The 13380-nt window shown below is 65.0% G+C and carries 14 protein-coding genes; 6 read left to right on the top strand and 8 right to left on the bottom strand.

Features of this window, described 5'->3' with window-relative positions; genetic code table 11:
• Nucleotides 1-749 precede the first annotated feature (749 nt).
• Together OU800_RS00620 and OU800_RS00615 are read right to left on the bottom strand one after the other, a co-directional pair.
• Nucleotides 750-1643 (bottom strand): LysR substrate-binding domain-containing protein, encoded by an 894-nt coding sequence (locus tag OU800_RS00620; protein ID WP_268180350.1) that lies wholly within the window; start codon nt 1641-1643, stop codon nt 750-752.
• A gap of 84 nt (nt 1644-1727) precedes the next feature.
• Nucleotides 1728-2471, bottom strand: coding sequence for an SDR family oxidoreductase (locus OU800_RS00615; RefSeq protein WP_268180348.1), 744 nt, complete (start codon nt 2469-2471; stop codon nt 1728-1730).
• A gap of 205 nt (nt 2472-2676) precedes the next feature.
• Here OU800_RS00615 and OU800_RS00610 point away from each other — a divergent pair, with 205 nt between their 5' ends.
• The gene (locus OU800_RS00610) at nt 2677-4119 is read left to right on the top strand and encodes a SulP family inorganic anion transporter (protein ID WP_268180346.1); all 1443 of its coding nucleotides are present in this window, start codon (nt 2677-2679) and stop codon (nt 4117-4119) included.
• Nucleotides 4120-4260: 141 nt separating this feature from the next.
• Here OU800_RS00610 and trpA read toward each other — a convergent pair whose 3' ends face one another.
• Together trpA and trpB are read right to left on the bottom strand one after the other, a co-directional pair.
• Nucleotides 4261-5070 (bottom strand): tryptophan synthase subunit alpha, encoded by an 810-nt coding sequence (gene trpA / locus OU800_RS00605; protein WP_268180344.1) that lies wholly within the window; start codon nt 5068-5070, stop codon nt 4261-4263.
• A complete protein-coding gene (trpB, locus tag OU800_RS00600) occupies nt 5067-6281 on the bottom strand; it encodes a tryptophan synthase subunit beta (RefSeq protein ID WP_268180342.1) in 1215 nt (404 codons plus the stop codon). Before trpB ends, trpA begins: the two co-directional genes overlap by 4 nt.
• A gap of 240 nt (nt 6282-6521) precedes the next feature.
• Between trpB and OU800_RS00595 the strand changes: the two genes are divergently transcribed.
• From OU800_RS00595 to OU800_RS00580, 4 genes are all read left to right on the top strand, one after another.
• The gene (locus OU800_RS00595) at nt 6522-7019 is read left to right on the top strand and encodes a DUF3060 domain-containing protein (RefSeq protein ID WP_268180341.1); all 498 of its coding nucleotides are present in this window, start codon (nt 6522-6524) and stop codon (nt 7017-7019) included.
• 75 nt (nt 7020-7094) lie between these two features.
• Entirely contained in the window at nt 7095-7985 is an 891-nt protein-coding gene (locus OU800_RS00590) for a LysR family transcriptional regulator (protein WP_268180339.1), read from the top strand.
• A 123-nt stretch (nt 7986-8108) separates the two neighbouring features.
• Nucleotides 8109-9020 (top strand): methylenetetrahydrofolate reductase, encoded by a 912-nt coding sequence (locus OU800_RS00585; protein WP_268180337.1) that lies wholly within the window; start codon nt 8109-8111, stop codon nt 9018-9020.
• A gap of 42 nt (nt 9021-9062) precedes the next feature.
• Entirely contained in the window at nt 9063-9278 is a 216-nt protein-coding gene (locus OU800_RS00580) for a dodecin (protein WP_268180335.1), read from the top strand.
• Between the two features lie 86 nt (nt 9279-9364).
• Here the strand turns inward: OU800_RS00580 and OU800_RS00575 are convergent, their stop codons facing one another.
• The 3 genes from OU800_RS00575 to OU800_RS00565 form a co-directional block, all read right to left on the bottom strand.
• Complete coding sequence (locus OU800_RS00575) at nt 9365-10594, bottom strand: nucleoside recognition domain-containing protein (protein WP_268180333.1); 1230 nt, start codon at nt 10592-10594, stop codon at nt 9365-9367.
• A gap of 124 nt (nt 10595-10718) precedes the next feature.
• Nucleotides 10719-11180: an inhibitor of vertebrate lysozyme family protein gene (locus tag OU800_RS00570; RefSeq protein WP_268180331.1), complete on the bottom strand. Its 462-nt coding sequence runs from the start codon at nt 11178-11180 to the stop codon at nt 10719-10721.
• Nucleotides 11181-11190: 10 nt separating this feature from the next.
• Entirely contained in the window at nt 11191-11355 is a 165-nt protein-coding gene (locus OU800_RS00565; RefSeq protein ID WP_268180329.1) for a DUF1328 domain-containing protein, read from the bottom strand.
• Between the two features lie 359 nt (nt 11356-11714).
• On the opposite strand from OU800_RS00565, the gene OU800_RS00560 reads away from it, so the two are divergent.
• Nucleotides 11715-12119 (top strand): acyl-CoA thioesterase, encoded by a 405-nt coding sequence (locus OU800_RS00560; RefSeq protein ID WP_268180327.1) that lies wholly within the window; start codon nt 11715-11717, stop codon nt 12117-12119.
• Nucleotides 12120-12193: 74 nt separating this feature from the next.
• Here the strand turns inward: OU800_RS00560 and OU800_RS00555 are convergent, their stop codons facing one another.
• Nucleotides 12194-13291 (bottom strand): TRAP transporter substrate-binding protein, encoded by a 1098-nt coding sequence (locus OU800_RS00555; protein WP_268180325.1) that lies wholly within the window; start codon nt 13289-13291, stop codon nt 12194-12196.
• Between the last annotated feature and the right edge of the window lie 89 nt (nt 13292-13380).

The following is a 13380-nucleotide window of genomic DNA, read 5'->3' as shown; positions in this document are numbered from 1 at the left end:
CGCCAGGGTTCGCTCACTCCATCGCCGCTCCAGAGGCCCGCCGCGGTGGGCCATCCCTGGCCCATCGCGACTTTCGCGACATCCATGTCGCTCAACCTCTTCCACGACGACTCCGTTCGCCCTCCTGGGCGGGCTCTGCACGCGCCTGAACCCTAGGTAACCCAGAATTAGCGTGGAGTGCTTGAACATGGGTCAGCCTTAGGGCTGACCTGAATGCCGGCTGCAAGCCGGCAAGCTGTTCAATGCATGAAACTGCTCGAATGAAACTATTGGTTTAATTCGACGCCCCAATCGCGACTTCATCGCTACTAGAACACGCCGCGCATGCTCGGAATAACTGTACGTTCAGGCGCGCTAACTCCCCCTTCAGGAGGCCGAACGCAGGCATTGCGCAGGGGGCGAGCGGCATGGATGCCGCGAGAGGCTTAAAGGGCCAGGGATGGCCCTTGTAAGCCGACCCCGGAGCAATGCCGGAGTGAGGGGAGTCGAGCGAAGCGAGACCCGGATGGCGGGGGTGCGTTTCTTTTGCTTACTTTTCTTTGCGCATTTCAAAGAAAAGTGAGTCGCCCGAGGGGGCGAAACCCGGAATACCTGAAAACACCCAAAGCGGCGTCCAGAACACCAATGCATGCCGACAAGATCACACACAAACTTGCCAGTCCAGTGTCAAGACTTACTTACCCGAGATTCCGCGAAGAACCTTTTTTGTTGCGCTTGTGCCGCGTAACTCGGAGGTAATCCGGATTACGTCAATTCGGGTTGCCCAGCCGTTCGCTGAGGAAATCGAGAAAGCAGGTGATACGCGAAGCCAGCGCGGTGTTGCGGTAGTACACCGCATTGATCGGCTGCCCCACCTCGACACGCTGCTCGGCCAGCACCTCCACCAGCGCACCGCTGGCGCGGGCGGCAGCGGTCATGAAGTCCGACAGGCACACCAGGCCCTCACCGGCCAGCGCCAGTGCCAGCAGGGTGTCGCCGCTGGAGGCACACAGGCTTGGGGCGATGCGCCAGCGCTCGCCAAGGGCATGGCGCAATGGCCACTCGTTGAGGCTGTCGGGTTCGGTGAAACCGAGCAGGCTATGCCCGGCCAGCGCCTCGGTGCGTGCCGGGGTGCCGTGCTGACGTAGATATTCAGGGCTGGCCAGCACCCGCCGGCGGCTGTGGCACAGCGGCCGGGCGTGCAGGCTGGAGTCCGGTAGGTGGCCGATGCGGATGGCCAGATCGGTGCGTCGCTCCAGCAGGTCGATGATGCGGTCGTCGCTGTTGAGCTCCAGTTCGATCTGCGGATAAAGCGCGCGAAACTCGCCGATCAACGGCACGATCACATGCAGCATGAAGGGCGAGGCAGTGTTGATGCGCAGACGCCCGGCCGGAGCCTGATGGCGCAGGGCCATCTGCTCCTCGGCTTCCTCGACGCTGGTCAGGATGCGCCGCGCCTGAGCCAGGAACAGTTCGCCCTCCTCGGTCAGCTCCAGGCGCCGGGTGGTGCGCCGCAGCAGGGTGACGGCGAGCTTCTCCTCCAGGCGACTCAGCGCCCGGCTCACCCCTGACGCGGTTTGCTCGAGCTGTTCGGCGGCGGCGCTGATCGAGCCGCTGTCGACCACGCTGACGAAGGCGAGCATTTCTTCCAGGCTGGTCTTCATTGTTGCGCTTCGGTCACGGACGCCTGCGGGTTGCTGGCGTTTCGTGCAAGAGTCTGCCGATCCGGCCGGCTGCCAGCAACTCGCTCAACGCCCGCCGGCAATATCGATCAGTGCGCCAGTGGTGTAGCTGGCCTTGTCATCGAGCAGCCAGAGGATGGCCTCGGCGACCTCTTCGGCACGCCCGGCACGGCCCAGCGGCGTGGCTTTGCCCAGGCGCTCGGCGCGATCCGGCTGGCCGCCGCTGGCGTGGATCTCGGTATCGATCAGCCCCGGGCGCACGGCATTGACCCGCACGCCCTCGCCGCCCAGCTCCTTGGCCAAGCCGCGGGTCAGCACGTCCATGGCGCCTTTCGCGCCGGCATAGTCGACGTACTCGAAGGGCGAGCCGAGGCTGGCGGCCACCGACGACACCAGCACCATCGCACCACCCTCGCCGCCGCGACTACGGGCCATGCGCCGGGCGCCTTCACGGGCGGTCAGATAGCTGCCCAGCACGTTGACCTCGAACATGCGCCGCAGGCGCTCGCCACTCATGTCCAGCAACGGCATGGGTGGGGCGACGATACCGGCGTTGACCACCAGGCCATGCAGCGGGCCAAGCTCGTCCATGGCCGCAAACAGACGCTGTACGTCCTCTTCGACCGCCACATCACCAGGCAGAGCGACAGCCTTGCCGCCCAGGGCGGAGATCCGTGCCACCACCTCATCGGCGGCGGCGCGGTCGCTGCGGTAGTTCACCCCGACCGTCCAGCCTTGCGCTGCGGCGAGCAGGGCGGTGGCACGGCCGATGCCGCGGCTGGCGCCGGTAATCAGCAGGTTTTTGCTCATCAGGCGTCTCCTGTTCATTGTGGTCATCATGCGTAGGGTGGACGACGCTTCACCCGTCCACCACCTAACGATCCGATGGTGGACAAAAAAGCGTTGTCCACCCTACGGGAGGTGATTGTCGAGAGCCAGAGGCATGACGGGTGGCTGCCAGTGGCCTCGGGGGTTACCATGCGCGCCCTTTTTGCTCGACCATTCGTTGTTGCTCATGAAACCCGCACGCTTGCGTGCCGACCTGCTGGCCGGCCTAACCTCATCCTTCGCCCTGGTGCCCGAGTGCATTGCCTTCGCCCTGGTGGCTCAGCTCAACCCGCTGATGGGCCTGTACGGCGCCTTCATCATCTGCACCCTCACCGCCCTGTTCGGCGGCCGGCCGGGGATGATTTCCGGCGCGGCCGGTTCGATGGCGGTGGTGATCGTCGCCCTGGTGGTGCAGCACGGCGTGCAGTACCTGCTGGCCACGGTGCTGCTCGGCGGCCTGATCATGCTGGCGTTCGGCCTGTTGCGCCTGGGCAAGCTGATCCGCATGGTGCCGCACCCGGTGATGCTGGGCTTCGTCAACGGCCTGGCGATCGTCATCGCGATGTCGCAACTGGAGCACTTCCATACCGACGGTGGCTGGCTGCAGGGCGCTGCGCTGTCCTGGATGCTAGGGCTGGTGGCGTTGACCATGGCGGTGGTCTATCTGCTACCGAAGCTGACCCGCGCGGTACCGCCGGCGCTGGTGGCGATTCTCGGCGTCGGCTTGCTGGTACACCTGCTCGATCTGCCCACGCGCACTCTTGGCGATATGGCGCACATAGCCGGCGGCTTGCCGCAGTTCGCCCTGCCGGACATTCCCTGGAATCTGGAAACGCTGCAAATCATCGCACCCTACGCGGTATTGATGGCGTTGGTCGGCCTGCTGGAAACCCTGCTGACCCTCAACCTCACCGACGAGATTACCCAGAGCCGCGGCATGACCAACCGTGAGTGTGTGGCGCTCGGTGCGGCCAACATGGTCTCCGGTGCGTTCGGCGGCATGGGCGGCTGCGCGATGATCGGCCAGACCGTGATCAACCTCAGCTCGGGCGGGCGTGGGCGGCTGTCCGGCGTGGTCGCCGGGGTGATGATCCTGCTCTTCGTGCTGTTCCTCTCACCGCTGATCGAGCGCATTCCGCTGGCCGCGCTGGTGGGGGTGATGTTCGTGGTGGCGCAGCAGACTTTCGCCTGGGGCTCGCTGCGCGTGGCCGGCAAGGTGCCGGCCAATGACGTGCTGGTGATAGTCGCGGTGACCGCCATCACCGTGGCCACCGACCTGGCCACCGCCGTGCTATGCGGCATCGTCATCGCCGCGCTCAACTTCGCCTGGCAGCACGCCCGCGAACTGTACGCCGACAGCGATATGCAGGCTGACGGCAGCAAGCTGTATCGCGCTCACGGCACGCTATTCTTCGCCTCCTGCACCACCTTCCTGGCGCAGTTCGAGCCGGCCGACGACCCGCAGCAGGTAACCCTGGACTGCCGCCACCTGAGCTTCGTCGACTACTCGGCCATCGCCGCGCTGAAAACCCTGCGCGAACGCTACGAACGCGCCGGCAAGCACCTGCGTGTGATGCACCTGTCCGAGCGTTGCAAGCAGTTGCTCAAGCGGGCAGGCTCGGAACACTGATCGCGTAGGATGGGTAGAGCCTCGCAAAACCCATCAACCAATTCCCGGGTATCGCTACGCTCGACCCAGGCTACAAAGCCATGAAAAAAGCCGCTGATGGATCGCTCCGCCAGCGGCTTTCTCGTATGCCAGAGAGGGGTATCAGCGGCGCGCGCCGCGTACCCCTTCGGCCAGTTCGCGGCACAGGCCGAGCACGCCGTCGATGGCCTGCTGCGGGCTTTTCGCCTCGGCGATCTTGTCGATCAGCGCCGAGCCGACCACCGCGCCCTCGGCGCGCTTGGCCACTTCGGCAGCGTGCTGCGGGGTGCGGATGCCGAAGCCGATGCATACGGGCAGGTCGGTGTGGCGGCGCAGGCGCGTCACAGCTTCCTCGACGTGATCCATGGTCGCCGCGCCGGCACCGGTCACGCCGGCCACCGACACGTAGTAGACGAACCCGGAGCTACCAGCCAGCACGGTGGGCAGGCGGTCGTCGTCGGTGGTCGGGGTGGTCAGGCGGATGAAGTCCATGCCTGCACTCTGCGCCGGTTCACACAGCTCGTCGTTGTGCTCAGGCGGCAGGTCGACCACGATCAGGCCGTCGACGCCGGCCTCTTTGGCGTCACTGATGAAGCGCTCGACGCCGTAGACGAAGATCGGGTTGTAGTAGCCCATCAGCACCAGCGGCGTGCTCTGGTTGCCTTGGCGGAATTCGCGAACCATCTGCAGCGTCTGCTGCATGCCCTGCTTGCCGGCCAGCGCACGAATGTTGGCGAGCTGGATGGCCGGGCCGTCGGCCATCGGGTCAGTAAAGGGCATGCCCAGTTCGATCACGTCGGCGCCAGCGTCCGGCAGGCCCTTGAGGATGCTCAGCGAGGTGGCGTAGTCGGGGTCGCCGGCGGTGATGAAGGTCACCAGCGCGGCGCGGTTTTCCGCTTTCAGTTCGGCGAAACGGCTTTGCAGGCGGCTCATGCGTGCTTCTCCTGGTTGTCCTGCATGTGGTGCATCACGGTCTGCATGTCCTTGTCGCCACGACCGGACAGGTTGATCACCATCAGGTGATCCTTGGGCAGCTTGGGTGCACGTTTGAAGGCTTCGGCCAGCGCGTGGGCGCTTTCCAGGGCCGGGATGATGCCTTCCAGGCGGCAGCACTGGTGGAAGGCTTCGAGGGCTTCGTCATCGCTGATCGGCACGTATTCGACGCGCTTGATCTCATGCAACCAGGCGTGTTCCGGGCCGACGCCGGGGTAGTCGAGGCCGGCGGAAATCGAGTGGGCATCGGTGATCTGGCCGTCGTCGTCCTGCAGCAGGAAGGTGCGGTTGCCATGCAGCACGCCCGGCGCGCCACCGGCCATGCTCGCCGCATGCTTGCCGGTGTCGATGCCGTGGCCGGCTGCCTCGACGCCGACGATCTGCACGCTCTGGTCATCGAGGAAGGGGTGGAACAGGCCGATGGCGTTGGAGCCACCGCCGATGCAGGCCACCAGCGAATCGGGCAGACGCCCTTCCTTCTCGAGGATCTGCCCGCGCACTTCGTTGCCGATCACCGACTGGAAGTCGCGCACCATGGCCGGGTACGGGTGGGGACCTGCGGCAGTGCCGATCAGGTAGAAGGTGTTGTGGACGTTGGTCACCCAGTCGCGCAGGGCTTCGTTCATGGCGTCCTTGAGAGTGCCGGTGCCGGCAGTGACCGGGATCACCTCGGCGCCGAGCAGCTTCATGCGGAAGACGTTGGCCTGCTGGCGATCGATGTCGGTGGTGCCCATGTACACCACGCACTGCATGCCGAAGCGCGCAGCCACGGTGGCGGTGGCCACGCCGTGCATGCCGGCACCGGTCTCGGCGATGATGCGCTGCTTGCCCATGCGCTTGGCCAGGAGGATCTGGCCGATGCAGTTGTTGATCTTGTGCGCGCCGGTGTGGTTCAGGTCTTCGCGCTTGAGGTAGATCTTCGCCCCGCCGAAATGCTCGGAGAGCCGCTCGGCGTAGTACAGCGGGCTGGCGCGGCCGATGTAGTCGCGCTGGAAGTAGGCGAGTTCTTCGAGGAAGGCCGGATCGCTCTTGGCCTTCTCGTATTCGGCAGCCAGCGAGTTGATCAGCGGCATCAGGGTTTCGGCGACGAACTGACCGCCGAAGCGGCCGAACAGGCCGCGAGCGTCGGGGCCGGTGCGAAATGAGGTCATGGCGTGCTCCATTGTCGACAGCACTGGGCTGGCAGGGCGATTGAGTGATGGGGCCATTCTATCCCCATGAGGCGCGGCGAAAAGCGATTTGATTGAGATGATTCGTCAGAAAATCTCACAGATCATATCTGTGCGCCACGCCTCATTTCCATACTCGACGCCGGGCGGTACAGAACTCGGCCGCGCCTGATCAGTCCCAGGAGCTGCGGCCACGGGGCCGTTCTTCCAGGGAGAAAGCGAATGCACAAGGTATTGGTGGTGGGCGGCATGGTGGCGGCGTGTCTGGGTACGGCCCAGGCGCAAACACTGGATCTGCATGGCATCGGCGTATCGCGCGAGGTGCCGTGCAAGGGGCTCGACGTGATCGTGACCGGCAATGGCAACCGGTTTCGCCTCACCGGTGACTGTGGCCAGGTCGAGGTCAATGGCTCCGAGCAGCAGGTAAATTTCGGCAAGGCCGCCAGCCTGGTGGTGACCGGCGTGAAGAACCGCATCGAGGGCGAGCGTGTCACCGGTCTCGAAGTCAGTGGCAGCGAACACCAGGTAGAAACCGAGGTGCGCGGCAACGACCAGCAACCGGCACAGATCGCCATTTACGGTGATAGCAACGTGCTCGAACTCGACCTCGATGGCCCGACGCAGATCGAGGTCAACGGCCTCAATCAGCAACTGACCTGGAGCGGTGACGAGCCGCAGATCGAAACCACCGGCGTCGAACATCGCATCAAGCAGGACTGATTGGCGCGGCAGGTTGGCGCCCGGCGGTGAACGTGATTAGATGCCCCTGACTCGTCAGGAAAAATCACCTCTCCCATGAGCCACGACCTGCCCCCACTCAATGCCCTGCGCGCCTTCGAGGCGGCCGCCCGCCTGCAGAGCGTCAGCCGCGCCGCCGAAGAGCTGTACGTCACCCATGGTGCGGTCAGCCGGCAGATTCGCGTGCTCGAGGAGCAGCTCGACCTCGTCCTATTCGACAAGGACGGCCGTGGCGTGAAGCTCACCGCCGCTGGTGTGCGCCTGCGCGATGCCGCTTCGGAGGCCTTCGAGCGCCTACGCGATACCTGCGCCACGCTGCGCCGCGAAACTGAAGAGCGTCCCGTCGTGCTCGGTTGCCCCGGCAGCCTGCTGGCACGCTGGTTCATTCCGCGCCTGGATCGCTTGCAGCGTGAGCTGCCGGATCTGCGCCTGCAGCTATCGGCCAGCCAGGGCGAGCTGGATCCGCGCAGCGCCGAAGTGGACGCCACCCTGCTGTTTGCCGACCCGCCCTGGCCCGCTGACATGCAGGTGTTCGAGCTGGCGCCCGAGCGCATCGGCCCGGTGCTCAGCCCGCGCTATGCCGATCATGCGCAACTGGCCACGGCCAATGCCGACGCGCTGTACGCCGAGCCGCTGCTGCACACCACCTCGCGCCCGCAGGCCTGGCCACAGTGGGCGCATGCCCAAGGGCTGGCACCCGAGCGGCTGCAACTGGGCCAGGGTTTCGAGCATCTCTACTATCTGCTGGAGGCAGCCGCGGCTGGGCTCGGCGTGGCCATCGCGCCGCAGACCCTGGTCGCCGACGACCTGCGCGCCGGGCGCCTGGTCGCGCCCTGGGGCTTCGTCGAAACCAGTGGCTACCTGGCGCTGTGGACGCGCCGCGCCGATCCGCGCAGCGAGCGGCTGGCGCACTGGCTGACGAAAGAGTTGGCGGCAACTCCGGATTGACCACCCTGGTCGCCTCTGCAGCACGGCGTGACGCTACCAGCGACGCGGCGCACGCGGTCGGTTGCTAGCATCGCCCGGACTTTCCTCCCGCTCAGCGGCCTGGCCGGTTCAGACGAGGCATCGATGTCCAACCCGTGCAGCAATTTCACCCCCTATACGCTGGAAGTGACCGGCAAGGGCATCCACGAAGTCGAGCAGGCGCGAGCGGCGATACCGGCTGGCACGCCGATCAACATTGCCTTTCTCGGCAACGAAGACCATGCCCAGCGTATCCATGCGGCGAAGGTCATCCGTGCCTGCGACGCCGAGCCGGTGCCGATCATTTCCTCACGCCGGTTACGCTCCGAGTCGGATCGCGACGAATTGATCGGCGCGCTGATCGCCCAGGCCGCGCCGAAACGCTTCATGTTCGTTGGTGGTGACCCGAGCACGCCAGCCGGGCCCTATCAGGACTCTCTGGCGCTGCTGGCCAGCGGCGTGCTGGAGCGCCACGGCATCGAGCAGGTGGTGATCACCGGTTACCCGGAAGGGCACCCGAAGATCGCCAGGGACGAACTCATGCGCGCCCTGAAATGGAAGCTGGATTTTCTCCGTGAAGCCGGCTGCGCCGTGGAGATCACCACTCAGTTCGGCTTCGACGCCGAGGCAGTAGTGCGCTGGATCGAGCAATTGCGCCAGCAGGGCATCGCAACCCCCGTGCGCATCGGCGTGCCCGGCCCGGCCGATGTCGGCAAGCTGCTGCGCTTCGCCCGCCAGTTCGGTGTGGCAACCTCTGCCTCCATCCTGCGCCGCTATGGCTTGTCGATGACCAACCTGATGCAGCGCGTGGGTGCCGAGCGTTACTGGGATCAGTTGCAGGCGGGGCTCGGCGGCAGGCAACTGGGCCGCATCGGCTGGCACCTGTACCCCTTTGGCGGGATCGAGGATGGCGTCAGTTGGATCAATGCCCGGCTGGGTGACATGAGCGCCCCTTCACCCCAGCCTATCGAGTGCAGTTCTGAGGTCGAGGTAGCGGTCGATGACACTTATGCGTAGCGGGCTAGTCTGAAGAAGACACCCAAGACGAAGGAGTCCATCATGACCGACCACCACACCTACAAGATGATCGAGCTCGTCGGTTCGTCCCGCAGCAGTATCGAAGACGCCATCGACAACGCGCTGGCCGAATGCGCCAAGAGCGTACGCAACATGGACTGGTTCGAGGTGGTGAGCACCCGTGGCCATATCGAGGGCGGCAAGGTCGGCCACTATCAGGTCACCCTCAAGGTCGGCTTCCGCCTCGGCGACAGTTGACCGGCATGGCCGGGCGAGCGCTGCCAGCAGCGGGCCCGCCCGGCATCCCTCCTTCCGCATGCGGTCGCACGAAAGCGAGCGCCGCCTCAGCCGAAAAACCAGTAGGTCACCGAGATCGCCGCGATCACCCCGGCCAGTTCGGCCAACAGGGCGCAGCCCACGGCGTGGCGTGCACGCTGGATGCCCACCGCACCGAAGTACACGGCCAGCACGTAGAAGGTGGTTTCCGTGCTGCCCTGAATGGTCGCCGCTGCCAGCGCAGCGAAGCTATCTACGCCCTGCGCCTGCATGGTCTCGATCAGCATGGCGCGCGCCGCGCTACCGGAGAAGGGCTTGACCAGTGCGGTGGGCAGGGCGTCGACGAAGCGCGTGTCCCAGCCCAACAGATCCACCAGCCAGCGGATGCCGTCGAGGCCGAATTCCAGCGCACCGGAAGCACGCAGCACGCCGATGGCGCAGAGCATGGCCACCAGATAGGGCAGCAGGCTCTTGGCAATGTCGAAGCCTTCGCGCGCGCCTTCGATGAACTGCTCGTAGACCGCGACACGGCGTAGCGCGCCAACCAGCACGAAGGCGAGGATCACGCAGAACAGGGTCAGATTGCCCAGCAGCGATGACAGCGCCGCCAGCGCCGTGGCGCTGAGCCCGGCCAACAGCGCCATGAAGCTGCCGAGCAGCAAGGCACCCGGCACCAGGTAAGCCAGCACCACCGGATCCCACAGACGCAGGCGCTGCATGAACGCAACCGACAGCAGGCCGACCAGGCTGGAGGCGCTGGTGGCCAGCAGGATCGGCAGGAATACCAGGGTCGGATCCTGCGCGCCCTGTTGCACCCGGTACATGAAGATCGACACCGGCAGCAGGGTCAGCGACGAGGCATTGAGCACCAGAAAGAGAATCTGCGCGTTACTCGCCACCAGCTTGTTCGGATTCAGCTCCTGCAGGCTGCGCATGGCCTTGAGGCCGATGGGGGTGGCGGCATTATCCAGGCCCAGGCCATTGGCGGCGAAGTTCATGGTGATCAGCCCCAGCGCCGGATGGCCGCGCGGCACCTCCGGCATCAGACGGGCGAACAGCGGGCCGAGCAGGCGCGCCAGCATATCGACCAGGCCGGCCTGTTCGGCGATGCGCAGCAGGCCGAGCCATAGCGTCATGGTGCCGAACAGCAGCACCATGACCTCGACCGACAGCTTGGCCATGGCGAACAGGGCCTCGACCATGGCGGCGAATACGCTCGGATCGTCGCCGATCAGCCAGCGGGAAAACCCCGCCACCGCGGCTATCAGGAAAAAGCTCAGCCACAGGCCATTGAGCATGCCTCACCCCCTCGTTGCACTGGCCGGGGATGATAGCGCGACAGCCGTGGCGATGGGGCGCAAGCAGCGCAACCGCCACGGCTCATTGATCAATGAGTTCGCGGCTGCGGGTGATCCGGCGGGCTCAGAACCAGTTGGGGTCGCTGCGTAGCTGCTCCTGCAACAGCTTGCGTACTTCCTCGTCCGGCTCACCCAGCCAACGCAGGCTGGCATGCTCGCTCGGCGCGCGATCCTCTGGCAGGCCATCAGGCACTTGCACGTAGAGCGCGTAGGCATCGTCCTTGTCCCAGTCGAAGGCCACGTAGACGCGCTGGTTGAAACAGTTGTGCGCCTCGCAGACCTGGCCGACGAGGAAACGCCCCTCTTCGCTGTCCACAGCCTGCATGGGCGTGGCAGTACCGCTGAGGTTCATCACCCACTCCGGCAGGCGTTTTTCATCTTCGACCATGTCCTGCCAGGCTTCGCGGTACTCGCTGTCGCTGCCGAGCAGCTCGCTGGGCTGGAACATGGCGTCACGGTCGGCGGCATGAGCCGCCACGGCGCCGCCCAGAAGCAGGGCGGCGGCCAAGGCGTGAAGTGTCTGCATCGCGTCCTCCTTACATGCGCGGGCGACGGCCTATGAAGAAGGAGATGACGAACAGCACCAGGAAGACCACGAACAGGATCTTGGCGATCCCCGCAGCGGTGCCGGCGATACCCCCGAAGCCCAGTACGGCAGCGACGATGGCGATGATCAGAAAGGTCAGTGCCCAGCTCAGCATGGCAGTTCTCCTCAAGTATTGCGGTTCAAGGCGGCCCGCGAGGGCCATGAGTCTTGTGTTTGACGCTCTACGCCCCGTTCTGGAGGCGTTTGACAGAAAGGTTGCACTGCCCGTGCCAGACTTGGTTTTTACACAAAGCCTTTAAAATCAAATAGATAAAAAACAACGCCGAGCAAGCCTCAAGGCATCCTGCCCGATGACCGCTTTCAGGGTCGTGCGTTTTACCCGAGCGCTGCGCTTCAGCCAAGCGCCTCTACGCCGCAATGGTCGCTCACCGCCCGCTCAGCCGTTATACTCGCCAGGCCTTCTACCGCCAGGGTTCGCGCCCAGACCAACAACCGCGCCGTGAGTCTCGAGCCATGAACGACTACGAACAGGAAGATCCGATCCCTCAGGGCGACCTGGCCCTGCAGATCACCGCGCTGCCGCGCGAGACCAATGGTTTCGGTGACATTTACGGCGGTTGGCTGGTGTCGCAGATGGATCTCGCCGGCACGGCCATGGCCAGCAAGGTCGCTGGCGGCCGCGTAGCCACGGTGGCCATCGACCGCATGGCCTTTCTGGTGCCGGTGGCGGTGGGCGCGCAGCTTTCGTTCTATACCCAGACGCTGGAAGTGGGGCGCAGCTCGATCCAGATGATGGTCGAGGTGTGGAGCGACGACCCGCTGTCCAACGAGTGGCGCAAGGTTACCGAAGCGGTGTTCGTCTTCGTCGCCATCGATGGCAGCGGCCGCACCCGCCCGGTGCCGCCGCGTCGCGGCTGACAGCCGGGGCGCAACCCGGGAATCCTAACGAAAACGCCGGCTGAAAAGCCGGCGTTTTGCTGTGCAGCGAAGGCTTAGCCGCGGATGTTGTAGATATCCTTGTCTGCCACTTCAGCATAGTCGTATAGACGCTGGAGGTAGGCCTTCTGCTGCGCCCAGACCTTGGCGGCCGCAGGATCGGCAGCGGCACTGGTCTCGACCACTTCGGCAGCCACTTCCTTGAGGCGTGCCAGCACGGCGTCCGGTAGGCGGCGAACTTCCACGCCATCGGCCTTGAGCTGCTCCAGGGCTTCCATGTTCTTGGCGTTGTAGTCGTCGAGCATGTCGCCGTTGACGTCACGTGCGGCTGCACGAACGATGGCTTTCAGGTCAGCCGGCAGGGTTTCCCAGGCCTTGAGGTTGACGTCCAGCTCGAACTGCACGCTCGGCTCCTGCCAGCCCGGGGTGTAGTAGTACTTGGCAGCCTTGTGCAGACCCAGTGCCAGATCGTTGTACGGGCCGATCCATTCGGTAGCGTCGATGGCGCCGGTCTGCAGGGCGGTGAAGATCTCGCCGGCCGGCATGTTGACCACGGTGCCGCCCATCTTGGTCAGCACTTCGCCGCCCAAGCCTGGGGTGCGCATCTTCAGGCCCTTGAAGTCGTCGACCGAGTTGATTTCCTTGTTGAACCAGCCGGCGGTCTGTACGCCGGTGTTGCCACAGGCCATCGGCAGTACGCCGAACGGCTTGTATACCTCCTCCCAGAGCTGCTGGCCGCCGCCGTAATGCAGCCAGGCGTTCATTTCCTGGGCGTTGGGGCCGAACGGCAGGGCGCAGAAGAACTGCGCGGCCGGCACCTTGCCTTTCCAGTAGTAAGGCGCGCCATGGCCCATTTCAGCGGTGCCGCGGGAGACGGCGTCGAACACTTCCAGCGCCGGCACCAGTTCACCAGCGGCGTAGACCTTGACCTTCAGGCGGCCATTGCTCATTTCATCGACCAGCTTGGCGAAGCGCTCGGCCCCCACGCCGACGCCCGGGAAGTTCTTCGGCCAGGAGGTGACCATCTTCCAGGTGAAGGTCTGCGAGCTGGAACCCTCTTGGGGTGCGCCACTCTTCGCTTCTTCTTTGCAGCCCACCAGCGCGGTGGCCGCAAGGCCCACACCTGCTGCGGCGAGTATGTCGCGACGTTTCATGCAATGCTCCTTGTTGTTGTATTGGTCTGACCACGGGATCGCCGACGGCAGACCGGGCTTGATTAACATAGGGCCAGGTGACTCTCAAG

Source organism: Pseudomonas sp. GOM7, from assembly GCF_026723825.1.
In the GTDB taxonomy this organism is placed as follows: domain Bacteria; phylum Pseudomonadota; class Gammaproteobacteria; order Pseudomonadales; family Pseudomonadaceae; genus Aquipseudomonas.
This window is presented reverse-complemented; position numbering and strand designations above follow the sequence as displayed.

Excerpts from the sequence above, each read along its gene's own strand:
- OU800_RS00620 (WP_268180350.1), bottom strand. The coding sequence starts at position 1,643 with ATGAAGACCAGCCTGGAAGAAATGCTCGCCTTCGTCAGCGTGGTCGAC.
- OU800_RS00615 (WP_268180348.1), bottom strand. The coding sequence starts at position 2,471 with ATGAGCAAAAACCTGCTGATTACCGGCGCCAGCCGCGGCATCGGCCGT.
- OU800_RS00610 (WP_268180346.1), top strand. The coding sequence starts at position 2,677 with ATGAAACCCGCACGCTTGCGTGCCGACCTGCTGGCCGGCCTAACCTCA.
- trpA (WP_268180344.1), bottom strand. The coding sequence starts at position 5,070 with ATGAGCCGCCTGCAAAGCCGTTTCGCCGAACTGAAAGCGGAAAACCGC.
- trpB (WP_268180342.1), bottom strand. The coding sequence starts at position 6,281 with ATGACCTCATTTCGCACCGGCCCCGACGCTCGCGGCCTGTTCGGCCGC.
- OU800_RS00595 (WP_268180341.1), top strand. The coding sequence starts at position 6,522 with ATGCACAAGGTATTGGTGGTGGGCGGCATGGTGGCGGCGTGTCTGGGT.
- OU800_RS00590 (WP_268180339.1), top strand. The coding sequence starts at position 7,095 with ATGAGCCACGACCTGCCCCCACTCAATGCCCTGCGCGCCTTCGAGGCG.
- OU800_RS00585 (WP_268180337.1), top strand. The coding sequence starts at position 8,109 with ATGTCCAACCCGTGCAGCAATTTCACCCCCTATACGCTGGAAGTGACC.
- OU800_RS00580 (WP_268180335.1), top strand. The coding sequence starts at position 9,063 with ATGACCGACCACCACACCTACAAGATGATCGAGCTCGTCGGTTCGTCC.
- OU800_RS00575 (WP_268180333.1), bottom strand. The coding sequence starts at position 10,594 with ATGCTCAATGGCCTGTGGCTGAGCTTTTTCCTGATAGCCGCGGTGGCG.
- OU800_RS00570 (WP_268180331.1), bottom strand. The coding sequence starts at position 11,180 with ATGCAGACACTTCACGCCTTGGCCGCCGCCCTGCTTCTGGGCGGCGCC.
- OU800_RS00565 (WP_268180329.1), bottom strand. The coding sequence starts at position 11,355 with ATGCTGAGCTGGGCACTGACCTTTCTGATCATCGCCATCGTCGCTGCC.
- OU800_RS00560 (WP_268180327.1), top strand. The coding sequence starts at position 11,715 with ATGAACGACTACGAACAGGAAGATCCGATCCCTCAGGGCGACCTGGCC.
- OU800_RS00555 (WP_268180325.1), bottom strand. The coding sequence starts at position 13,291 with ATGAAACGTCGCGACATACTCGCCGCAGCAGGTGTGGGCCTTGCGGCC.